Raw genomic sequence first — 21,643 nt, forward strand, 5'->3', positions numbered from 1 at the left:
TGACTTAAGCAGAACTGAGTGAGCTTGCGAAGGGAAAGCCTCAAAACTGAGGCAGTCCTTTGAAAGCTGTCGCTTTATTGCGACACTAGGCGACGAACATCAGGTAAAGGCCGAACAGTGCTGTGATGGCGCCGAGGGCCCGCAGGAACATACGTCCGCTGTTCCATTCCGTAAGGGAGCCAAGCCCAATGCCAGCCAGCCCAAGCGCAAACGTGGAAACGGAGAAGCCAAGCGCATAAATCAGCAGGCTGCTTGCACTCGCCTCATTTGCATGCGCAGCACCATGGAAGACGGCAAACACGCCAACAACCAATGCCCCAACCACAACCGGAACCTTGAGCGCAAACGCGACCAGCAAGCCAATCAGGATCACAGAGGCGAGAATGCCTGTCTCAACATACGGCACGACAACGCCCATGTAGCGTGCCCAGAACGCCATGAACATGACCAGCGTAAACACCAGCGGCCAGACCAGACGCTTTTTAAGAAGCACCAGCGCAGCCCAGACACCGACACCAACCATGGTGAGGATATGGTCCAGCCCACCAAGGGGATGCCACAGACCGTGGAGAAAATCCGCTTTGGCTTGCGCAGTTGAAAAGGCGGCGGCATGTGCAGGCAGAGCAATCAACATCAATACTGCCAGAAGACCCGTTAAACCGGCAGTCTCTCTCAATTTCATAAGTACAATTTCCAATATTGAGCGCGCAATGCCACGCGCAGTCTACGTCGTCAGGTGTGAAGCAAAGTGCCCCCATAAGGTGACGCCAAACTGACTTGTTTTCTGAAGACTGGCAATCAAACCGCGTTCTTTTGGGAAAAACACGTCGGATTGCCTGTAGAAAACATCATGGGAAATGTAAGAAGAGGAGGATGCAGTAAAAAGGGAACCTGCGAGGTTCCCTTTCTGAGTTGGATTTAGTGGGTCATCAGCACCGGGATCTTCATCTCGTGCAGCACCCGGCGTGTCGCCCCGCCAAACAGGTACTGCGCCAAGCGGCTGTGCCCATATCCGCCCATTACCAGCATGTCCGCGTTAAGGCGCTCCACCGTGCTCAACAGCGCTTCTGAGACAGGGCCCGAGACGTTGCTCATCACTTCCAGATGAATGTTCACGCCGTGGCGCTCAAAGTAATTGCGGATGTCTGTCAGCTCGGAGTGCTTCGGCTCATCATGCGGCGTGATCATCACCACGGAAACAGTATCTGCATTTTGCAGCATGGACATAGAGGCATGAGCCGCATTGGACGCAGGGCCTGAACCATCCCACGCCACAGCGATATTTCTGGGTGCAAACGCTTTTTCATATGCATGCGGCACAATAAGTGTCGCGACACCGGTATCAAACACCATCGCCTCAATCATGGCAGCACGCATCGGTTCCGGCTTGGCAGGATCATCCTGCCGTATCACGGTAACATCGCTCAAACGCCCCAGATGCATCAGTTCCTCAAACGTACCACCGAGGGTGATGTCGGTGACGCGGGTTTCCCCGTCGAGGCCTGAGCCGCTAAAGTGTTTTGCAAAGCCATCCAAGGACTTATTGAGCGTCGCGGCGGATTGCTCCTGTAGGCGCTGTTCATAATCTGGCGGCATTGGCCCGGCCGTACACAAGTAGTAAGAAGTCTCGTAATTGGGAGCCACGCCAATCAGATAGGCATCTGTCAGCTTGGAGAGCTCAACGGCGACGCGGGATGCAACCTGCTCACCAGACGTGTCGGTAAGGGTGACGACTGTTTTGATAGACATATCTGAACCTCCAATTGACTCAATTCATGAAGCGCAGAATGCGTAAAGCTCCCACCTTTGGGTCGAGTTGCTCTGATTGCCCTTCCCGCCTCATACAGAGATAGTTGTCCTCAAATAAACACAAGTAAATTGGGTGCTATACTTAGCCCATACGGAAATATTATAACCCTACGTACACAACATAACCTCAAGTCAATCTATGGTAGACATAACACCTCAGAACAATACCAAGATAATTACATTTTGAATATTCAAAGGCAGGCGCCGCAGATCAGCCTAACTTAGCTGTGCGCTGACGGGATCTCAACACAATCGACATAAATTGAAATGTATCTAGCCCATTGGATTTGCGTTTCTTTTTCTAAAGCCAAGCATCGTTGTTGAGGGCATTTGGGATTTATCTATATTTCCAAAATGAGCTCGGACGAACCAGTTGAACCAGACATTCCAATTCCCGAACTCGAAAATCTGTTTGATGCGAGCATCCGGGTGTTTTTGCGGAATGGAATAGTAACGGCCACTATGGACGATGTGGCCGAAGCTGTTGGTGTATCTACAAAAACGCTCAATACTGCTTTTGGGTCAAAGCGGGAGTTGGCGGTCTCTGCGCTGCGGTGGTACTACCTCAAATACAGCCAACAAATGCAGTCGGTTATGGCGATGCATTCGGATGCGTACTCGGCGCTACAAGGGGTGCTGATGGAGTTTACCGAGCTGTGCTGCGATGACATCAAAGCCGAAAAAGGCCTTTTCTGGCCGACACTTGTGGACCTCGGCTATGTTGACGAGAACCTTTGGGCAGAGTTTCAGAACCTGCAATTTGATTGGGAAGATCAGATTAGGGATAAGCTGACTCAGTGTCAGGATGAGCTGAAGAATCCCGAGGACATCGAAATCCTGACCGCCTACTTTATTATGGTTTTTGAAGGCCTCTACGAGCTGGTAAAATTCGGCACGCCACGCGAAAAACTCTTTGCATTGATTGAGGTTACGCTGGAAGTGCTGGGCAGCAGAATGAAGACCGGCGGGAAGTAATTCCCCTTTTCCCATCACCAGACCGCAGACAGCCCAATGGAGGCGCCAGTGGCGCCCCCATTTCAGTGCACAGTGAGGAGTTTTTTATTTTGCAGTAGCACTGAGGGCATTGCCCAGGGCAAACACGGATGCGAACAGCAGGACGATATCTTTCAAAAGGAACTGTCCCGGAATAACGGAGATCGCCAGCACGCCAGTGTCCGGAATGAACACGCCCGGCGTGGAAAAGAAGAAGCTGAAGGTCAACAGAAACGTACCGATTGCACCAAGCGCACCGAAGACCGCGAACTTAGGCGCGAAGAAACGGGTGGTGAGTAAGGCGGCAATGGTCAGCTCGGTAAGTCCGATGAGTTTGGACACAGCTCCTTCGGACAGGAATGAGTAAAGCCATCCAAGAAAGGGAGAATTCTCGACCAGTCCGCGAATTGCTCCGGCCTCATAAGCCGTAAACTTCATGCCACCAAACCAAAGGAACACGAGTATAAGGGCGGCGAAGATTCCGTTTTTCGCGATATCGGAGAACAAAGCACCCAGGGCGGCGTTGTCATCTGATTGAGTGGCAGGCGCGTGAGTAAGATCAGTCATTTCAACCTCCTGTGTTGAATTTGGTAGTGTGTTGCGGCGGGTCTTGCCAGCCTGTGCGCTTAGGTATATGTATTACGGACCGATGTGTCCATAATAAATTACGGACCGAACGGTAACATTGTTGTGAATGGGAGTTAGAGTGATGGCCAGACCTCGGGAATTTGACCCTAAAACTGCCTTGGACAGAATACAGAGAGCTTTTTGGGAAAAAGGCTATCATGGTACTTCCATGCAGGATCTGGAGAGGATAACTGAGCTGAAGAAGCAGTCGCTCTACCGGGAGTTTGGCAATAAAGACGCCATGTACGCGCGGGCGCTGAAGCTCTATCACGAGCGGGACATCAGCCACCTCGCACAGGTGATCTGCAAGGCCCCAGACGCCAAACAGCGATTTGTGGATCTGTTTGCAGCAGTGCTGGAGCCCGTGCGCAATGGTGACCGCAGCGGCTGTTTTCTATGCAACTCCGCCATTGAGCATGCGCACGATGATCCGCAGATCCAACTCAACGCGCAGGAAGGCATCAAGAGCACGCAAGACCTGTTCAACACCGCTCTGGCCGTCTCTGAACCTTACAAGAGCGACGATGCTTTACGGATGCAAAAAGCCAGTCTGCTGGCCGCCGGCTATTTCGGCCTGCGCGTCATGGTGCGCGGTGGTACCCCGTTAGAAGAGCTGGAACAGACGGTAAGCGTGCTGGTCAGCACCATTTAGGCGAACCGGCTTGCTTAGCAGGCGCAGTGATGTATGCGTCGCCTCACTCTATAATTTCAGGACACTTTAAATGGCTGGTTATGTTCTTCACCACTACAATATTATCGACAGGTCGCGCATTGAGGAGCTCGGCCCAAGATCCCTCCCTATTGTCGAAAAATATGGTGGCGACCTGGTCGTCGCGAGTCCTATGAAAACCCTTGCGGGGCCATCGTCCTACACGAATATGGTGATGTACAGGTTCGAGAGTTTTGAGGCTGCTCTGACGTTCTATAACTCAGAAGAAATGATCGAGCTCAGAAAGTTCAGCAGTCAGGTAATCGAGGGATTTGCGACAGTCGTTCCGGGTCATTCGGAAACAGAAAGCGTTGTGAAGTCAGGTTATTTCACGAGTGAGGCCGTAAGCTGAGCTCATCGCACAAATGAAGCGACGGATAGGTGCAAGCCGCTATATCCCGGCATCAAAAAAAGGCTGGCAAAGCCGTAACTTCGCCAGCCTGATTTTCCTGGAATTACAGCCTTATACGGACTGGACCTTGTAAAGGAAGTCGTCGATCTGCTCGCGCAGGTCTACAACCTCCTGCCGCACGGATGAGGCGGTTTTGGAGACCAGGTCAGAGGACTGATTGGTTTTCTCTGCCGCCTGCGCCACCAGCACCATGTTTTCAGAAACGTTCTGCGTGCCTGTTGCTGCCTGATGCACGTTCTCAGTGATCTCGGCAGTGGCCGCGCCCTGCTGTTCAACGGAGGCCGCAATATTGGATGCAAACTCGTTGACCTGCCGGATGCTGGAGGTGATTTCCTGAATAGCTTCAACGGCATCCTTGGAAGAGCCCTGTATCTCCGCAATCTGCTGAGAGATCTCTTCGGTCGCCTTGGAAGTCTGGCTCGCCAGCTCCTTCACCTCGGTTGCAACAACGGCAAAGCCCTTGCCCATCTCACCGGCACGTGCGGCCTCAATGGTGGCGTTGAGCGCTAGCAGGTTGGTTTGCTCGGCAATGTCCTGAATGAGGTTGACCACCTCGCCGATGCGCTGCGCCGTGCCATCCAGATCCAACACCTTGGTGTTGGTGGCCTGTACTGCGTCATTGGTTTGGGTGATCACCTTGTTGGTGCGGGCAATCTGCTGCGCAATCTCTTCTATGGAGGTTGAAAGCTCCTCAGAAGCGGATGCCACCGTCTGCACATTCGCTGTTGCTTCTTCAGAAGCTGCTGAAGTTGCAGTGGTTTGGACGTTTGTGTCCTCGGCAATACTCGCCAGTTCCTTGGAGGTCTGCTCCAGCTCGTCAAACCGGCTGTGAATGACCGTCAGAGCGGTCTCTGCGGTGCCTGAGAATGCCTCGATCAGCTTGGCCGATTGCTTCTGACGCTCTGCCTCGCGCAAGTGCTCTTTCTCAGCTTCTGACTGTAAGCTCTGGCGTTCTGAGACCGCAGTCACGAATACTTTCAAGGCGTTAGCCATTTGGCCGATTTCGTCAGAGCGGCCAGTATACTGCACCTCATCAGAAACATTGCCATCAGCAAGAGACTGCATTCTGTGTGTCAGGTTGACGATTGGGCGAGCAATAGAGTTGCCGATGAACCAGAGAATAATGCAGCCGATCAGACCGGAAACCACAGCTGCAATCAACGCCATATCGCGGGTGTTGCGGGCACCAGCTGTCAGCTCCTCAGTGGTGACGGACATGCCGGCAAACCAGTACTGGTCTGTGGTCCCGAGCTGGAATTTCTCCAGAATAAACAAGCGGTCACCGACCTCTTGCACGTTCGCTTTGTCGCGGACGCCGTTCATGATGCTCTCGATAACCGGGCGGACTTTCTCGCCCAGAACAGAGCGGTCACTGTGGCTGACCCAGAGCCCGTCTTCGCTGACCACGGCCAGTCGACCAGTGTCATAGAAGTTGGCGGCGCCCATTTTTTCTTGCAGCTTGTCGAAATCAACATCGATCACCACAACACCAACAGCCTCGCCTTTTGCATTCAGGATCGGGTCCAGAACGGAGGCGGAGAGGATTTTTTTGCCTTCAACATCAAAGGTGTAAGGCTCAGTCACGAATTGGCTTTTCTGCTGCATCGCCCGGCGCATACGCCGTTGAACATCAGCGCGTCCAATGTCTGCTGTCAGGGATTGGACACTGCCATTTTCCATATAGAAGTAAGGAACGAACTGGCCGGTATCAGAAGCATACTTCTTGCCAACGTAATCAGCATCCTTGCCTGCAACATCTGGCTGAAGGAAGACGGCGATGCCGAGAATGTCCGTTGTGCCGCGCAAAGCTGCTTCGGTCATCTGAGCGATATTGGTACGCGAAGCGTCTCCACTGTCGATCTCAGCACCGTAAGTGTTTGCGAGCGTTGTGGAAATAACCTGCGACTCTTTTAAGAGATCCTGCGCTGTGACAGCCAGCCCGGACGCAACCGAGTTGAATAATGCGCGGCTGTCTTGCTCAGCGGTTTGCATGCTGAGGTAGGTTCCGATGGAAATTACGAGCGATGAGGCAACGAGAAGGACCGCTGCTGATGCGCTGACAATGCGATGACTTAGTTTCATTTTCTGCTTCGCCATACTGTAGAACTCAGTACGGGTTCCGCCATCTCTCACTCATATGATGCTGGTTTCAACCACCTGTGGTTGATCGCCACTTTCCTTGCGTAAATACAACAATAGCTATTATTATAGTTTTGTTAATATTTAACTGAATTTATCATCATAATACATACAAAGATAAGCTTAGATCAGATATTATTCCTGATAGAGAACCCATTTTATTGGACAATACTAAAATAAAACTATTATCACTATTAGGGATTATCCTAAGTGCGCAATACATGTTTTAGATCTAAACTTTGAAAAACTCAAAACTACAGCGGTACTAGTACCTACAACTTTCACTCAGGTCATCTCATCAACGGCAGGTTGCTGCCACGTCTCCACGGCACGTCTTGAACTGAGGGAATAACGGCATGATCTTGTGCGACCCTGCAGAGGGGGCCAATTTTCTACAAAAAAACGCTGAGCCCGTTTGCGTTGCTATGTAAGCCCCAAAACCAAAACGGGGTGAAACCCGCAGGTCTCACCCCAATTCCACCAATTATCTCAGAAGGTTACATTCAGGCAGGCACCTTCTCCTGCTTTGCGTTGTTTTGTGCGTTACTAAGTGCAGATATGCGTCGTTCGCGAAGCTTCAGCGCTTTTTCCGCATTGCCCGCACGCACGTGGCCATACCCGCGCACTTTCACGGGCCAACTCAGCAGATCGTGCGCAGCTTTCTCACCAGCCTCCGCCAAACGAGTGCAGACCCGATTCATGTCCGCCTCATATGATGAGCGCATTTCATTTGCCAGAACGCGTTCCTCATTGTTGCGGAACGGATCAAGGAACGAGCCGCGCAGACCTTTGAGGCTGGACAGGACCGTGAATAACTTCATCATCCATGGCCCAAACTCGGTCTTCACGGGCAAGCCAGTCACGCGGTCTTTTTTGGCAAAGGGACCGCCGCCAATGTGGAAGCGGACATCCAGATCGCCCTCGAAAGTTTCCGCAAGGCTCTGCTTGAAGGATGGTTGTGAGAACAGGCGCGCAACTTCAAACTCATCCTTATGCGCCAGCAGACGGAAATATTGCGTCGCGGCGGTGCGAAGTATCTGTTCACCTGCTCCAGCCTTTTTCAGCGCAACCAGTTTTTGACGGTAAAGTTTGCCGAGGCTGCTGCCCTGATAATCCTTGAGGCGGTTCACCCGGTCCTCAATCAGCTCTTCCAGTGGCAGAGGCCGGTCCAGCTTCACTACGGTCGCAATCGGTGCCCGTGCTTTGGCGACCCGCTCCGGGTCCAGCACCATCAGGCGGCCCCAGTTGAAGGCCTCGAAGTTCTTGTCGCGGGCTACACCGTTCAGCTCAATGGCCTGACGGATGGAACCGAGCGTCACCGGAATAAGGCCGCGCTGCCAGGTAGCGCCAAACAGCATCATGTTTGCCATCACCGCATCCCCGCACAGGTCTTTCGCAGCCTGTGTGGTGTCGAAGTAATCCAATCGGTCACCAACCGCATCGCTCAGTCGCGCCTGCAGGTTGGGCGTGTTGATGTCCCAATCCGGGTTCTTGGAAAAGTCGATGGTCGGCACTTCTTCCGTGTTCACCACCACCTGAGCGGACCCCTTGCGCAGTGTTGTCAGCGTCTCGTCACCTGCTGTCACCACCAAGTCGCAGCCGATCACCACATCCGCTTCGCCAACCGCCAATCGTGCGCTTTGCAGCCCGTCAGCGGATTTGGCGATGCGCATATGCGTCATCACCGCCCCGTACTTTTGCGCAAGGCCCGTCAGGTCCAACGTGGAAACGCGGCTGCCATCCAAATGCGCTGCCATGGAAAGGATCGCGCCGATGGTGACAACACCGGTGCCACCAATACCAGTCACCAGCAGTCCTGTTGCGCCGTTGATCGCGGGCAGCTCTGGCTCTGCCAACAGTTCATTGCCAACGCTTTCAATCTGACGCTCTGCAGGTGTGGTGGCCTTTTTCAGCTCTGCACCATGAATGGTCACGAAGCTTGGGCAGAAACCCTCAACGCAGGAGAAATCCTTGTTACAGCTGGACTGGTTGATCTGACGTTTGCGACCCAGTGGCGTTTCCAGCGGCTCAATGGAAAGGCAGCCAGACTTCTCACCACAATCGCCACATCCCTCGCAGATGTCCGGGTGAATGTAGGTGCGGACCTTCGGGTCCTCCCACTTGCCGCGCTTGCGCAAGCGGCGGCGCTCAGTGGCGCAGGCCTGATCGTAAATCAGCACCGTCACACCCGGTATCTCACGCAGATCGCGCTGCACCGCTTCCAGCTCTCGTCTATGGTGCACCTCAACGCCTGCCGGAATGGCTTGAGCTTCCACCCGTTCCACATTCTCGGTCACCACCACCACCTTCTTCACGCCTTCATTGAGCGCGGCAGTGATGAGCTGGGGCACAGATTGCTCACCATCAACGGGTTGTCCGCCCGTCATGGAAACAAAGCCGTTGACCAGCAGTTTGTAGGTCATGGTTGCATCAGCGGCTACAGCCTGACGCATGGCCAGAAAGCCGGAGTGGAAGTAGGTGCCATCGCCCATGTTGGCGAACACATGCGGCTCATCCGTGAACGGTGCCTGACCCACCCAGTGCATACCTTCGCCGCCCATTTGAGAGGGGGCCTTGGTCTTCACCGGATCATTAAAATACGCAATGGTGTGGCAGCCAATGCCTGCCAGCGCGCGGCTGCCATCCGGCACCTTGGTGGAGGTGTTGTGCGGGCAACCAGAACAGAACGAGGGACGGCGCACCGGCCCCGGCTTCAGCTTGATCGGCACCGGCACTTTGGCCTTAAGCCCATCATCCTCCAAAAATTCTGCAATGGCAGAGGCCACCTGATTGGCGGCCAACACGCCGGAATTGGGCAACAGGCCCTTGCCCTGCACCTTGAGCGACATACCCGCATCAAACAGGATGGTTTTCAGCTGATCCTCAACAACGGGGCGCTTTTCTTCCACCACAAGGATCTTCTTGAGACCCTTGGAAAAGGCCTCGATAATCTTGGGATCCAGCGGCCACACCATGCCAATCTTCAGAATGCGGATGCGGCGCTTTTCTGTTTCCAGAGAGGTCAAACCCAGCTCGTTCATGGCTTGGCGCAGGTCAGAGTAAGACTTGCCCGAGGCGATGATGCCCACTTCCGGCTCATGAGCATCGTGGGTGATCTGGTTGATGTTGTTGGCCTGCGCAAAGGCCAGCGCGCGTGGAATTTTCTCTTCCAGCAGCCGCTTTTCCTGCTGCACGGGCAGATCGATCTCGCGAATCCAGACACCGCCCTGCGGGTCTTTCAGGTCCGGCTTCACCACCTCAATGCGGTCCAGATCCACCTCCACGGTAGAGGCGCTTTCCACCACATCCGTCACCAGTTTCACGCCCACCCAGCATCCGCTGTAGCGGCTCATCTCCACGGCCAAAATGCCGTAGTCCAGAATGTCCTGCGGGTTGGCGGGGTAAAGTACTGGCATGCCAGAGGCAATCAACGCATGGTCGGACTGACCTGCAACGGTTGAAGATTTGGCCGCGTGGTCATCTCCACACAGCGCCACAACACCGCCTTTGGGGTGCGTGCCCGCAAAGTTGGCATGGCGAAACGCATCGCCAGAGCGGTCCACGCCCGGCGTTTTGCCGTACCAAAAGCCGACTACGCCATCCTTGTTGCGCATCTTCATGTTGCCCACGTGCTGTGAGCCCCAGATGGCCGTTGCCGCCAGATCCTCATTCACGCCCGGCTGAAACACAATATCGTGCTTATCCAGATGGAGCTGCGCCCGCCACAGCTCCATATCGTAACGCCCAAGAGGAGAACCACGGTAACCGGAGATAAAAGCGCCTGTATTCAGCCCTGCCAGCTCATCACGCATGCGTTGCTGCAACGGCAACCGCACCAACGCCTGATTGCCAGTGAGAAAGACAACACCGCTGGTCTGGGTGTACTTGTCATCCAGCGACGGGGCGTTGTGGCTCTTGGACGGGGTCGGCTCACTGCTTTTTTCTTCAGAAACCATCAGGTTACTCTCACAAATGTCTGGCGTTGCCGGAGTACGGCAGGAAATTATCTGCGATGAAAAGACCCAAGATTTTTTGGAGATTTAATTATGAAATGCGGCCCACTCGCAATATTACGTAGACCCATACTGCATGAAATATCAGCGGATGTACAATAATCCCTTTGAATACAACGCATAACCAAAGCAGAGGGACAGAACCTCCTGATTTCCTTAGAACTTCAGCCCTCCGCTGCGTCAGTTTTGAAAGGAATGCAAGCACTGCCTTCACCAACAAAAATGGAGCCATAGCGGCTCCATTTCTAGTCAGAAACTATTGCATTTTACTGCGGCAGCAGGACGTCGCCTTTGCCGTTTTGGACGACCAGTAGAATGCAGTCTTTTGGGCCGACGCAGGCATCGTCATGGAACTCAGCGCCCGGCTGCATGACGTAGGACCCCACGGGCAGCACTTCTTTTTTGCCAGCGCGGGTGTGTTCCCACTGGCCCTGCACGGTGATGGCATAATAGTCATTGGAGTGGCCATGCTCGCCCACATGAAAGCCACCCGGCATCTTCAGGTACATGCCATAAGGGCCGGTATCACGATCTCCCCACAGTACAGAAATGTGGATCGGCGTGTTGCCAAACTGGGTCCACTCAATGTCCTTAAGCTGGGTCATGTGATCCTCATCCCCACCAGCAAAAGCGGCGGTGGATAGGGCGATAAGGGCGGCGGCGCTGATGGCCTTCAGGGCTGTCTTGAACATGGATATTCCTCGTAACTCTCTGTTTTTATGAGCGTAAAGCGATGTGCTTTTGATGTGAGGCTGAGACTAGCGATTGCCCTGATCCTGTGAAATATGCATAGTTGCAGCGAACAAGGGCGGACATGCATATGAAACTGAGCGCAGACGATCTTCTGGTGGTTATGCACCTGACACGTGAGCGGACGCTGGAAAACGCCGCCCTCGCGCTTGGCAAGGACACCTCCTCTGTTTTTCGCGGGATCAAGCGCATCGAGGCCAAGGTGGGCGAGCCGCTGTTCACCCGCTCCCGCGCCGGTTTTAAGCCCCTGCCTTTGGGTTTGGCACTGTGTGAGCAGGCCGAGAAAATTCATACCGGCCTGTCTGCCGCAGATGCGCTGTTGGGTGGTGAAGTTGTCGGGCTATCTGGCCCCCTGCGTGTGACCACCACTGATTTGCTATTGCAAAGCGTGATCCACCCTCACCTCGCAGCGTTTCGCGAAGCCCACCCCAACCTGCAGCTGGAGTTCAACGTCACCAACAGCTTCGAGAACCTGAGCGAGCGTCGCTACGATGTCGCCTTGCGCCCCACCAGCCAACCGCCAGAAGATATGATCGGCATGAGGCTGGGCACCATCGACAACAGGTTGGTGGCTGCGCCGCAGTATTTGGATCAGGAGCAAGAGTTGGATTATCAGGAGCTCACATGGCTCATCCCCGGCGACAGCCTGCAAGCGCATCCAGCGACGGAGTGGTTTCGTGATAAGGTCTCTTCACCAACCAGCCTCATTCGCTATGACAGCATGAGCCTGCTGGCGGATGGCATCCGCAGTGGTCTGGGCGTCGGCATCTTGCCCGACATACCAACGCTTCTGGATGGCCTGCGTGATGTTGGGGAGCAACCCGCCATCTACCAAACCGATTTGTGGCTGCTCTACCATCCCTCCAACCGCGGCAATCCCAAGATCACCGCGTTTGATGGATTTGTGCGCGGGGCATTGGCGGATTAAGTCAGAGCAGATCTGCTATCAGATTTCTCTGCACGCCCCACCTGCGGCTTTCCAGCGCTTTGCGGCTGTTTTTAGAAAGATCTCCAGCCAGTACGAACCGAACATCTCTGGTTTTAACATCCTTGTCCGCAAGGCTGCGGGTCACTTTCCAGATGGTTTTTGCGTTGTATGAGGTCCAGCTCAAGTAGTCGTAGGGCAGAACAATGTTCGCTGTGCTATTAGCCTGGTAAGCCACCACCACATCGTGATGCACTTCCACCTTCTCAACCTTACTGCTGTCATGCAGACGGCCCAGCATCTCCACCTGCATAAGCGCAGCAAATGCTTGCGGGCGGGATTTCGCGCCAGACGCGTGCTTCATGAGAACATCAATGCCCTCAAGGTCTTTCGCTTTCGTCGCGAGCCCGGTGAAGAGGGTCTTCTCCGTTGGGGTGAAGTGCGCATTAAGCAGGAAGGGTTCTGTGCTTTCCTTGGCAATTCCAGCTTTCGCAAGCCGTTCCCGGTTGATGTCTGCCATCTCTTCCGGGTCTTTCAGCAGCGTCCTCTTCGTAAGGCTATCTGCCGTCTTGAGACTGCTGATAATGATGCTGCCTACACCGGGAACAAAGCTCAGCCCCTGATCAACACCAAACTGACCAGCGGCATGATAATTAGCCAACTCTGACATTTCATCCCGCAGCGGGGTGAAGTGGGTGTAAGGGTCTACTTTCATTTCAAAAGCAATCTTGCGGATTGCCTCCGGGCGCCCGAAGAAGCCACTGATGAAACCGTCTTCTTCCCGCTCAGCAGTTTCCTGCGGCAGGTTCCCACGTGTTTTGACGAAGGTCGCTGCTTTGCCCACGCCCTTGCGCACGGATTTCACCATGCCTTTGGCGTTGCCATAAACATTCTTGGCGGCGGTGACAGGCGCGGTCACCGTTGTGTAGACTGACTTGATTGGCGTGATAACGGCTGTGCCTGCACTCTTGGCAAAGGCAACCGCCTTGTTTCGTTCGCGCAGCGCGGCCAGTGCGTTCAGCTCGTGGATATGATCCTCCATAAACTGCCTGCCCTGCACCGTGTAAGCACCGTCCTCTGTCTTGATCGCGAACGTCACAAACCGACCATTGCTCGGCGCAGCCTCACTAATCGTGTAGTTTTCGCTCGTCAGCGGCACAGACAGAAGGTTAGCGGCAGCAAAGTATTTCGGCGGTTCCTCAAGCTTACGAAACGCAGCAGGCATTTGCCCTGTTTGCTCCAACGGCGCTTCACTCCCCGCAATCTCATTATGAGAGGGACTATCAAACAGCCCGTGCTTATCCTGATGACTGGCACAGGCAGAAACGGACAAAAAAATGACAAGCGTAAATGGCGTTTTGGCAGATAACATAAAAACTCTTTGGCCCGGAGAGGAAGGTATATCAGCGGTAAAATCTCATAAGCTAGGTAACGGCACGGTTATGCGATAACGTGTTGTGATATTTATATTTTTTACAATTCACACTATAGCTCTTGAAAAGAGACTCGGCAGCACTTCAAAAACCATACCCTCAGTTTCCAAAGCTTTCATGACAACGCCCTGCACACTAAACTTTATCTGCTAAAGCTCAGAATTTCGAACCAGCGACACCCACCATTTGCAAAGACACTATATGGAAATCGAACTAAACAGGTCAGAGCAGAAACTTCAGGGTGCTTCCAGTTCGTACGAAGCATTGTCAGGTCATGACAGAGCAATTTTATATTCCATGATAATGGAACCGACAGTGAGCCAGATTGTCCCCAGAGGCTTCCCAAAAGATCGTTTTCTGGACGAAATCTCACTGCGAGGTTGGGCCAGAACTGTTGAAGTTGAACCCGAAATGACCGCCAACGGCGCCTTTAGATGCTGGCAAATCACAGATACCGGCTCAAAGCGGCTGCCAACTTATTTGCTTGCGATTTCAACGGCTAAAGTAACAAAGGAAATGACTGCAAACAGCACAGCAGTTCTGATCAGATTCCTGCTGAAATTCTCTATTTGTTACTTAGCTTTACTCGTGCTTTTCGCTGCGCTTGGCTTCACAGCAACCAAATTTCGGATAGATCTCACAGGAACTGCCGGTTACCTCTCCCTCGCAGTAGCCACGGTATCACTTTTCGGAGCTCTCTATTTTTCTTCACGGCTCTGGGTGTTCAAGAAATCAGAGGACAAGCGCCTCCAAAACATTGCCTACGGTCAGTTCATCCGAAAGAAAGCCAAGACTGTTTCGATCCTTTTAGCAGTCTCGTTTCTCGTTATTCATGGTAGTGTTGACCTTCTCACAGTGGCAATCGGTCTGAAAGCCGAGCTCGGCACCCCATTCCGCCTGCTCATTCAATCAGCGCTTCTTAGTGTGCTCGCGATGATCTTCTTGCCCGGTATTCTTGATAGGCGTCTGAAACAGCAAGTAAAGAAACGCGCAGCAACACTCTAAGCCGCTGCGCTCAACCCTCCTCACATCGCCAATATCATCTTTGCGCGGAAGGCCAGACCGGCCTCGGTGGTGTCCTGATCCAGTTCGGCGCGGGCGCGGAGGACCTGGCCCTGGCGCAGGTCGAACATCAGGCGGGCACGTTCTAATGAGGGGAAGTCGGCAGGTAGGTTGCCGAGTTCTTTTTCCTTCTCAAACCGAGATGCAAGGCGCTCGTCGGCGCCGGTGATGGCATCCTGAAGGCGCTCCGTGGTGCCTTCTACCTGACCCACTGTTGTTGAAACACAATTGCCCAGAAAACAGCCTTTACTGCCGCTTTCGTGGTTGCTGGCGTAATCAATTGTGGAACGCATGAAGGCGACCACGGCCTTCTCAATATCCGGCTCAGTTTCAAACGCCACCAGCGGCGCACACCCATCATCATTGGAGTAACGGTCGATCGCTTCCAGATAGAGCTGATGTTTGTCTCCAAACACTGAGTACAGGCTTGGGCTGTTGATGCCCATGGCGGTCGTCAGGTCTTTCATGGAGGCCCCGTCGTAGCCTTTTTGCCAGAACACATTGATGGCGGCTTGCAGGGCTTCGTCTTTGTTGAAGTTTCTTGGGCGTCCCATTTATTTTGTACCATTCATTACAAAACGATTGACTCTTGTTTGAGTTCGAGTTTAATAACGTTCATTACAAAACTCAAGGAGGCTTTTGTGAAACATACAGCATTAGCAGCGGGAGCTCTGTTTCCGCAGCTTACAGTCAAGTCTGTTGAAGGCGGTGAGCTAACACTCGGCTCACCCGCTGAAGGTTTCGACTGGCAGCTGATTGTGGTGTATCGCGGCGCGCACTGCCCGCTCTGCACCCGTTATCTGGCTCAACTCAATGAGAAGCTGAGTGAGTTCCACCAGTTGGGTGTCGAGGTGCTGGCGGTTTCGGCAGACAGCCTTGAACGCGCACAGCGCCAACTGGCAGATGTACAGCCGAAATTCCCGGTCGGGTACGGCCTGAGCATCGCACAGATGCAGGAATTGGGCGTTTACATCTCCGAGCCTCGGTCCCCACAGGAAGCGCCTGCTCCGTTTTCCGAGCCTGCTCTGTTTGTGGTGAATGATAAGCAGGAACTGCAGCTGGTGGACATTTCCAACGCGCCGTTTACCCGGCCAGATCTGACCGCGCTGCTTGGAGGATTGGGGTTCATCCGCAACCCGGATAACAACTATCCAATCCGCGGCACGTTTAAGTAAATCCGAGGTGTTTTGAGCAGTTTTCTGTAACTGCGCACCTCGTAAAACCCAAATAACACATCGCCCCATAGGACGACCCAACTCAGCCACGACATGAGCTGAGACCGCTCGACAACACCCTGATACTCGCGAAAAGACGAAGAAAGACAATAGAATGACAAAGGCAACGCACACTGCAGAAGCCATCCGCGCTGCAATGGATCACCTGATCGACCGTGCCACCAACTATGACATTGATGCGTTGCAATCCATCTATCACGATGACTTCCACACCACGCTGGTCGCGCCGGACAGCACCGTGACCACCTTCAACAAGCAAGAGTTCATCGAGCACTTCCGCAAACAGGCTGAGGCAGGCAAGCACCAGCTCAACACATGGGCGGAATGGCACGATTTTCACATTCTTGGCGACACCGGCGTTTCTGTGCTGACCCGCAAACACAGCGGTATGAACGACCAGGAGATGAAGCTGCTCTGCAACATCGAATGGCGCTTCGAAGATGGCCGCTGGCAAGTGCTGCGCGAAGCAATTTTCATGCAACCGCTGGACAGCTGATAACACCCCTTCCCTTCCAATGAGCGGCTTAGGGGGCATCCCCTAAGTCATCACAACGGCGGAGCCGAGGTTCCTCCGCACTCTGGTCGCGCCGGAGCCTGAAGGCATGCCTTCTTGACAGCCTCGCGCCCTCCTTTTGAACCTCACTGGAGAATTCTTATGAGCAATCGTCTGGCTAACAAGGTTGCCTTCATCACCGGAGGCAACAGCGGGATAGGCCTTGCCACTGCGAAAGCCTTTGTGGCCGAAGGCGCAAACGTCGTCATTTTGGCCCGTACGCAGGCTAAAGTGGATCAAGCTGTCGCCCAAATTGGTAAAAACGCCATGGGCGTTGTCGGCAACGTAGCCGATTTGCCTTCTCTGCGGAAAGCTTTTGAGCAGGTCAAAGAAGTCTATGGCCGGATTGACGTTGTCTTTGCCAATGCGGGTGTTGCCCCGGCTACACCGCTGATTGAAACCGGCCCTGAACAGCTGGATCGCGTGTTTGACGTCAACTTCAAAGGCGCTTTCTTCACCGTGCAATACGCACTGCCATTGCTGGCGCCTGAGGCCTCAGTGATTCTCGTTGGCTCCTGCATCAGCGAAATGGGCACGGCGGGTTACTCAGCCTATGCAGCCTCCAAAGCTGCCGTGCGCTCTCTAGCACGCACGTTAACGCCGGATCTTTATGTGTCACGACCTGCAATCATAATCACTTCGACCTGCAAACATCGCGATTTAGAGCCCAAATTAAATGATTTTATCGAAGGGCTCAAACCCACATTAAATGAGAATGAGCCCACATTATTTGCGACCAGCCTGCAATCATAAGCTCGAACCCACATTAAATGCGAACAGCAGAAGAGCGTACTTTTGCTGACGTCCGCTGCATCGCGAAATCTCAGGTAATTGAGAGGCGGTAGCTACGTCAGGGCCAAAAGCCGCCATTCGAGCGGTTCCATCTAGGGTTGAGGTAGTTTTTTTTATAGATGCTGCTGCGACCTTTTCTAGATAACTCTATGCGGAACATAATAGCGTGAGCACCGATTAAGAAGAGGGGCATTTAGATGCCCATAGCTGTTATTGGAACAAGTTGTAAACATTAGTGTGTGCAATATAAGATGAGTTGCGCGATGTCGACGTTTGTCGCTCTTCTAAAGCAAATCGTGAAATGGGGGAACACTTACCGTTTGCTGTGATAGCCCCAATGCCGGTTTCACTGCTACCCCATAATCAGCGATAATCCTCCAAATGCACCTACACCAAGGCACATCGTTGCAATGACGTGGTTTGTTGTGATTGCAACGCCCAAGGCAACTGCAGCTGCCATCCACATTTGCGCGGATTGCCCGGAAAGGGAGGTTGCAATGAGGCTGACGACAATCAGGCCAGGCAGCTCCTCTAGCACCCATGCATGCTTTGATGCTCTAACTTTGCTCCCTGCAAAAAGTCCTATTACCCGAATGGAAAGGGCAGCTACAGCCAGCGTAAAAATGATAAGCCAATGAGAACTGGTCATTGCGAAGCGCTTCTGATTTGACGGACCAAATGTGATGCAAGTAACCCACAGAGGGCGCTGGCGACAATTGTGTAAGCCTTGGGAAGTCCCAAATAGACCATCGTAATTGCTAATCCAAACGCGACTGTCCATGGCAGGATACTTGGTCGACCTCGCCACAACCCTCTCGCCATTGCGATAAAGGCCGCTGTGAAGGCAAACCCGAGTCCGAACCTTTCAAGGTCAGGCAGGACCGTCCCAACCAAAGCACCAGATGCAGTTGATACCGTCCATACGCAGATCATGACCAAACCAGATCCGATCAGGAATGAGGCTCCAATGTCTTTGGATTTCGCCCGTTCCGACATCGTGAGCGCCCAGTTCTCATCTCCGGTTATATGAATTGCGACCAGCTTTGCCCGCAGAGATAGGCCCGCGAGAACGTCAGACAGGGAGGCGACGATGCCGATGTATCTTAAGTTGAGGGCAGCGCCTGCAAATGCGGCTCCGAGAACTGTTGAGGCATTAGCAAATTGCTCAACGGCAACGATTTGTGATGATCCCGCATGAACGGTTGCGCTCATAAGGCCGACACTCCACCACGGGAAGCCGGTTTGTGCTGCCAGAAGTCCGAATGCGAAGCCGTAAAGGGCCGCTCCGGCGGCAAGGGGAAGGATTGAAATAGCACCATGTTTCATGAGATTGAGTATAGATGCCGTTAGTGATGTAAATAAGTATGTTATTGGCGATGATGTGATATGAATATATCAATTTACTAGATTTTTAGGACTATTACATCATGGATGCGATCGATATAACTCTGCTTTCGGCATTGCAGGAAAATGCCAAGACTTCGATTCAGGAGTTGTCCGGACACTCTGGAACGTCCACTGCATCTGTGCAGCGTAGACTGAAAGCTCTACGTGATGCTGGCGTAATCCAGAAAGAGGTCGCAGTTCTTAATCCTAAGAAAGTTGGCTTGGGAATAACCGCAATCGTCGCCGTTGAGCTGGAACGAGATCGATTAGATCAGATCGACGCATTTAAGCGCAAAGCGCGTGAGGATCGACAAGTTACGCATTTCTACTGCATTGCTGGTGATGCGGATTTCATGATGATTGTTATGGCTAAAGACATTGAAGACTACGAGGCCTTCACTCACAGGTTCTTCTTTGCAGACAAAAATGTACGCAAGTTCAGAACATCCATTGTCGTATCAACAGAGAAGGCAACGCTTGAGTTACCCATCTGACGGAAGTGTTTCAGAGAGTCCTCGCAAAGACGAGCTCGGGCAAAAAAGCGTCATATTGGAAAGACACATCATCTATTTTGGTGGCCAGTCCGGTTCGCACAAAAGCTACATAGCGGACAAAAGCTGCGATTTGCTGCGCAAGCGAGAACTCAGGTAGCCAGAAGATCGTCGATGACGGGGCGGGCCAGAAGCTGCCATTCGGGCGGTTCCATCATGGGTTGAGACCAGTTTAGGCAAACCGCACCCCCAAAGTCACCTTCGTGAGCGAGGTATCAACTTTTATTGCTCGCAGTGAACTTGGACACTGGCATTCATATCATCTTCACACAATGAAACGTCATAGGACAGGCATCTTTCGGGACTGCCAAGCTTGCCAGATTGCATAGCCAAGTCCAAAGACCAAACCAACGAGCCCACCAATATAGCTAAAGTTATGCATTGTTCCGGCGCGGGCGAACGCCAAGGGGTTGGTTACCTCTCGGTTATTCATCCAAGGTGGCAATGTATCCGGGCCTAGGGTGAAGAAACTTGTGATGAGAGCCGCAATTCCCAAAATCACTGTAACGGTGACAACAATAGAAGCTGCATTGAGAAAGGTGTATGCAAATGTTCGCGTTCCCTTAACGAATAGCGCCCCCAAGTAGATTGGCAGGCCGATCAAAACTCCCATCCACCAACTAGCCATGAATCCTACAATACTCGCTCCAACCCTGTTGTGATGAGTAGGATCAATGCCGAACCGGATGAACTTGAATTCATGAAAATACCCTGGCGAAACAGCATAGGATACCTGATTGTGAATGACACCATATATGCCGGCCAGAAGGCACGCAAAAGCAATCAAAACTGGCAGCAAAAGTAACTTCACAATACAAACTCTCTTTTAGTAACCGGTATCGGTGACAAACATGTACTTCCAATTTGCTTGAAACAATGGCGCTAAAATCTTGCAGCTGCAATTGCTAATTCTGTGAGTGCCTGTCTCAGCCCTCACATTAGATGTTTTCCGCCTCTCCGATATCATTTGCAGACTTTGAAAAACTGCGTTCTTAAACCATGAAAATGACTGCATCGGCTGCTATTACGCCTGATCCGCTTATAAGCTGGTAGCGTTGACGATTGCGGAGACTTGACTACTAAGCGGGCCAACACCGGACATTTAGGCAACTCTATCGCAGGTTGAGGCAGTCGTATCGAGTGACACTTCGCTTTTTCTCTGGCGAACTTTCTTGCATACATAGATACCTGCGAGCAGGATCATTAGAGCCCATACCTCCAGACTGCTGCGCCACAGCCGACGGCGGCTCTGAAACCACCTCGTTGACTCTGCTCTCTTGGGTGCTTTATCGTTGACGCCATGGTGAAATCGTTCTTCGCATCGCAGGATTATTATCCTCAGCTTCGATAGCTGCGGGTAATTTATCATCGGTTTTCCGCTGCCCCTGACAGCGGTCAACCTACAATCGACCTTGTGCCGGGCGGCAAATTCAAAGGTCGACAAATGAATAACATCAGTAAAAATCAAAATACGTCGCTAGGCATCGTGGGGCTTGGCGCATTCGGACAACTCGCAGCTCTACATCTTGCTCAATACTTTGAAATAATGGCCTACGATCCGTCCCCGGACGTTGCCAAGCTCGCAAAGCAACTCGGAGTGCATCTAACATCATTGCACTCAGTATCGCAGGCTGATGTAATCCTTATTGCAGCACCAGTGTCCTCATTTGAGCAAGTTGTCAGCGAGATCGCGGTTGCTTGTAAACCTGGCGCGCTAGTTATCGATGTTGGCTCAGTCAAAGTGGTTCCGTCGGAAATTATGCGCTGGTTGCTACCAGACAATGTAGACATCGTGGCGTCTCACCCCTTGTTCGGTCCTCAGAGTGCCACGACAGGTATAAAGGGTCTAAAAATTGCTGTCTGCCCCATTCAGGGAAAACGACATGCGAGGCTAGTTGCGTTTTTACGCAAGATTCTGGGACTGACTGTCATCGTGACGACACCAGAAGATCACGACCAAGAAGCAGCAGTTGTCCAAGGGCTCACGCACCTCATCGCCAAAGTGCTATTGAGAATGGGACCACTGCCAACGCGCATGACAACGAAGAGCTTTGACTTGTTATCTGAAGCGATTTCTATGGTTCAGCATGATGCACCAGAAGTATTCGAAGCAATTGAGAAGGCCAATCCCTACGCCGAGACCGTGCGGCGACGGTTTTTCGATTTGGCCGCAAGTTTGAGTGAAGAGCTGGAAGCAGCATTGAGGGCGTCGCCAAATAACGAAAGTGGACATTGATGTAGCGGTATCCAAGGT

21 protein-coding genes are annotated in these 21,643 nt (G+C 52.7%); 10 read left to right on the top strand and 11 right to left on the bottom strand.

The genetic code is table 11. From position 1 onward, the window contains the following. Positions 1-85 precede the first annotated feature (85 nt). Complete coding sequence (locus BM231_RS22945; protein ID WP_093523226.1) at positions 86-682, bottom strand: HupE/UreJ family protein; 597 nt, start codon at positions 680-682, stop codon at positions 86-88. 236 nt (positions 683-918) lie between these two features. Further along, positions 919-1,749, bottom strand: a complete 831-nt coding sequence (locus BM231_RS22950; RefSeq protein WP_093523228.1) for a universal stress protein — start codon at positions 1,747-1,749, stop codon at positions 919-921. 390 nt (positions 1,750-2,139) lie between these two features. On the opposite strand from BM231_RS22950, the gene BM231_RS22955 reads away from it, so the two are divergent. Then, positions 2,140-2,784, top strand: a complete 645-nt coding sequence (locus BM231_RS22955; RefSeq protein ID WP_208860591.1) for a TetR/AcrR family transcriptional regulator — start codon at positions 2,140-2,142, stop codon at positions 2,782-2,784. Positions 2,785-2,868: 84 nt separating this feature from the next. On the opposite strand, the gene BM231_RS22960 is transcribed toward BM231_RS22955, so the two are convergent. After that, on the bottom strand, positions 2,869-3,369 hold the full coding sequence (locus BM231_RS22960) for a DUF417 family protein (RefSeq protein WP_063287922.1): 501 nt from the start codon (positions 3,367-3,369) through the stop codon (positions 2,869-2,871). Between the two features lie 142 nt (positions 3,370-3,511). On the opposite strand from BM231_RS22960, the gene BM231_RS22965 reads away from it, so the two are divergent. Next, a complete protein-coding gene (locus tag BM231_RS22965) occupies positions 3,512-4,081 on the top strand; it encodes a TetR/AcrR family transcriptional regulator (RefSeq protein WP_208860592.1) in 570 nt (189 codons plus the stop codon). Positions 4,082-4,151: 70 nt separating this feature from the next. Then, positions 4,152-4,490: a DUF1330 domain-containing protein gene (locus tag BM231_RS22970; protein WP_093523241.1), complete on the top strand. Its 339-nt coding sequence runs from the start codon at positions 4,152-4,154 to the stop codon at positions 4,488-4,490. A 111-nt stretch (positions 4,491-4,601) separates the two neighbouring features. Here the strand turns inward: BM231_RS22970 and BM231_RS22975 are convergent, their stop codons facing one another. The 3 genes from BM231_RS22975 to BM231_RS22985 form a co-directional block, all read right to left on the bottom strand. Further along, positions 4,602-6,647 (bottom strand): methyl-accepting chemotaxis protein, encoded by a 2,046-nt coding sequence (locus BM231_RS22975; protein WP_093523242.1) that lies wholly within the window; start codon positions 6,645-6,647, stop codon positions 4,602-4,604. Positions 6,648-7,192: 545 nt separating this feature from the next. Then, complete coding sequence (locus tag BM231_RS22980) at positions 7,193-10,645, bottom strand: indolepyruvate ferredoxin oxidoreductase family protein (RefSeq protein ID WP_093523243.1); 3,453 nt, start codon at positions 10,643-10,645, stop codon at positions 7,193-7,195. Positions 10,646-10,968: 323 nt separating this feature from the next. After that, positions 10,969-11,394: a cupin domain-containing protein gene (locus tag BM231_RS22985; RefSeq protein ID WP_093523244.1), complete on the bottom strand. Its 426-nt coding sequence runs from the start codon at positions 11,392-11,394 to the stop codon at positions 10,969-10,971. A gap of 128 nt (positions 11,395-11,522) precedes the next feature. On the opposite strand from BM231_RS22985, the gene BM231_RS22990 reads away from it, so the two are divergent. Continuing rightward, complete coding sequence (locus tag BM231_RS22990) at positions 11,523-12,380, top strand: LysR family transcriptional regulator (protein WP_208860593.1); 858 nt, start codon at positions 11,523-11,525, stop codon at positions 12,378-12,380. 1 nt (position 12,381) lies between these two features. Here BM231_RS22990 and BM231_RS22995 read toward each other — a convergent pair whose 3' ends face one another. Next, complete coding sequence (locus BM231_RS22995; RefSeq protein ID WP_063310321.1) at positions 12,382-13,749, bottom strand: hypothetical protein; 1,368 nt, start codon at positions 13,747-13,749, stop codon at positions 12,382-12,384. 376 nt (positions 13,750-14,125) lie between these two features. On the opposite strand from BM231_RS22995, the gene BM231_RS23000 reads away from it, so the two are divergent. Beyond that, on the top strand, positions 14,126-14,815 hold the full coding sequence (locus BM231_RS23000; protein WP_208860594.1) for a hypothetical protein: 690 nt from the start codon (positions 14,126-14,128) through the stop codon (positions 14,813-14,815). Positions 14,816-14,835: 20 nt separating this feature from the next. Here the strand turns inward: BM231_RS23000 and BM231_RS23005 are convergent, their stop codons facing one another. Next, on the bottom strand, positions 14,836-15,426 hold the full coding sequence (locus BM231_RS23005) for a TetR/AcrR family transcriptional regulator (protein WP_063310319.1): 591 nt from the start codon (positions 15,424-15,426) through the stop codon (positions 14,836-14,838). Positions 15,427-15,513: 87 nt separating this feature from the next. On the opposite strand from BM231_RS23005, the gene BM231_RS23010 reads away from it, so the two are divergent. From BM231_RS23010 to BM231_RS23020, 3 genes are all read left to right on the top strand, one after another. Beyond that, complete coding sequence (locus tag BM231_RS23010) at positions 15,514-16,047, top strand: peroxiredoxin-like family protein (protein ID WP_063310318.1); 534 nt, start codon at positions 15,514-15,516, stop codon at positions 16,045-16,047. A 154-nt stretch (positions 16,048-16,201) separates the two neighbouring features. Next, on the top strand, positions 16,202-16,603 hold the full coding sequence (locus BM231_RS23015) for a nuclear transport factor 2 family protein (protein ID WP_093523247.1): 402 nt from the start codon (positions 16,202-16,204) through the stop codon (positions 16,601-16,603). Positions 16,604-16,762: 159 nt separating this feature from the next. After that, complete coding sequence (locus tag BM231_RS23020; RefSeq protein WP_208860595.1) at positions 16,763-17,413, top strand: SDR family NAD(P)-dependent oxidoreductase; 651 nt, start codon at positions 16,763-16,765, stop codon at positions 17,411-17,413. Positions 17,414-17,804: 391 nt separating this feature from the next. On the opposite strand, the gene BM231_RS23025 is transcribed toward BM231_RS23020, so the two are convergent. Both BM231_RS23025 and BM231_RS23030 read right to left on the bottom strand, forming a co-directional pair. Next, positions 17,805-18,101 (bottom strand): AzlD domain-containing protein, encoded by a 297-nt coding sequence (locus tag BM231_RS23025; RefSeq protein ID WP_093523248.1) that lies wholly within the window; start codon positions 18,099-18,101, stop codon positions 17,805-17,807. Continuing rightward, positions 18,098-18,778: an AzlC family ABC transporter permease gene (locus BM231_RS23030; RefSeq protein WP_093523249.1), complete on the bottom strand. Its 681-nt coding sequence runs from the start codon at positions 18,776-18,778 to the stop codon at positions 18,098-18,100. Before BM231_RS23030 ends, BM231_RS23025 begins: the two co-directional genes overlap by 4 nt. A gap of 101 nt (positions 18,779-18,879) precedes the next feature. Here BM231_RS23030 and BM231_RS23035 point away from each other — a divergent pair, with 101 nt between their 5' ends. Beyond that, positions 18,880-19,332, top strand: a complete 453-nt coding sequence (locus BM231_RS23035) for an Lrp/AsnC family transcriptional regulator (protein WP_093523250.1) — start codon at positions 18,880-18,882, stop codon at positions 19,330-19,332. A 337-nt stretch (positions 19,333-19,669) separates the two neighbouring features. On the opposite strand, the gene BM231_RS23040 is transcribed toward BM231_RS23035, so the two are convergent. Continuing rightward, on the bottom strand, positions 19,670-20,200 hold the full coding sequence (locus BM231_RS23040; RefSeq protein WP_093523251.1) for a hypothetical protein: 531 nt from the start codon (positions 20,198-20,200) through the stop codon (positions 19,670-19,672). A 603-nt stretch (positions 20,201-20,803) separates the two neighbouring features. On the opposite strand from BM231_RS23040, the gene BM231_RS23045 reads away from it, so the two are divergent. Beyond that, the gene (locus tag BM231_RS23045; RefSeq protein ID WP_280142364.1) at positions 20,804-21,625 is read left to right on the top strand and encodes a prephenate dehydrogenase/arogenate dehydrogenase family protein; all 822 of its coding nucleotides are present in this window, start codon (positions 20,804-20,806) and stop codon (positions 21,623-21,625) included. The last annotated feature ends 18 nt before the right edge of the window (positions 21,626-21,643 follow it).

The sequence above is a fragment of the Pseudovibrio ascidiaceicola genome (assembly GCF_900114245.1).
Classification (GTDB): domain Bacteria; phylum Pseudomonadota; class Alphaproteobacteria; order Rhizobiales; family Stappiaceae; genus Pseudovibrio; species Pseudovibrio ascidiaceicola.

What these genes read in the sequence shown, in the direction of transcription:
- BM231_RS22945 (WP_093523226.1), bottom strand. Translation starts at nt 682, where the DNA reads ATGAAATTGAGAGAGACTGCCGGTTTAACGGGTCTTCTGGCAGTATTG.
- BM231_RS22950 (WP_093523228.1), bottom strand. Translation starts at nt 1,749, where the DNA reads ATGTCTATCAAAACAGTCGTCACCCTTACCGACACGTCTGGTGAGCAG.
- BM231_RS22960 (WP_063287922.1), bottom strand. Translation starts at nt 3,369, where the DNA reads ATGACTGATCTTACTCACGCGCCTGCCACTCAATCAGATGACAACGCC.
- BM231_RS22965 (WP_208860592.1), top strand. Translation starts at nt 3,512, where the DNA reads ATGGCCAGACCTCGGGAATTTGACCCTAAAACTGCCTTGGACAGAATA.
- BM231_RS22970 (WP_093523241.1), top strand. Translation starts at nt 4,152, where the DNA reads ATGGCTGGTTATGTTCTTCACCACTACAATATTATCGACAGGTCGCGC.
- BM231_RS22975 (WP_093523242.1), bottom strand. Translation starts at nt 6,647, where the DNA reads ATGGCGAAGCAGAAAATGAAACTAAGTCATCGCATTGTCAGCGCATCA.
- BM231_RS22980 (WP_093523243.1), bottom strand. Translation starts at nt 10,645, where the DNA reads ATGGTTTCTGAAGAAAAAAGCAGTGAGCCGACCCCGTCCAAGAGCCAC.
- BM231_RS22985 (WP_093523244.1), bottom strand. Translation starts at nt 11,394, where the DNA reads ATGTTCAAGACAGCCCTGAAGGCCATCAGCGCCGCCGCCCTTATCGCC.
- BM231_RS22990 (WP_208860593.1), top strand. Translation starts at nt 11,523, where the DNA reads ATGAAACTGAGCGCAGACGATCTTCTGGTGGTTATGCACCTGACACGT.
- BM231_RS22995 (WP_063310321.1), bottom strand. Translation starts at nt 13,749, where the DNA reads ATGTTATCTGCCAAAACGCCATTTACGCTTGTCATTTTTTTGTCCGTT.
- BM231_RS23005 (WP_063310319.1), bottom strand. Translation starts at nt 15,426, where the DNA reads ATGGGACGCCCAAGAAACTTCAACAAAGACGAAGCCCTGCAAGCCGCC.
- BM231_RS23015 (WP_093523247.1), top strand. Translation starts at nt 16,202, where the DNA reads ATGACAAAGGCAACGCACACTGCAGAAGCCATCCGCGCTGCAATGGAT.
- BM231_RS23020 (WP_208860595.1), top strand. Translation starts at nt 16,763, where the DNA reads ATGAGCAATCGTCTGGCTAACAAGGTTGCCTTCATCACCGGAGGCAAC.
- BM231_RS23025 (WP_093523248.1), bottom strand. Translation starts at nt 18,101, where the DNA reads ATGACCAGTTCTCATTGGCTTATCATTTTTACGCTGGCTGTAGCTGCC.
- BM231_RS23030 (WP_093523249.1), bottom strand. Translation starts at nt 18,778, where the DNA reads ATGAAACATGGTGCTATTTCAATCCTTCCCCTTGCCGCCGGAGCGGCC.
- BM231_RS23035 (WP_093523250.1), top strand. Translation starts at nt 18,880, where the DNA reads ATGGATGCGATCGATATAACTCTGCTTTCGGCATTGCAGGAAAATGCC.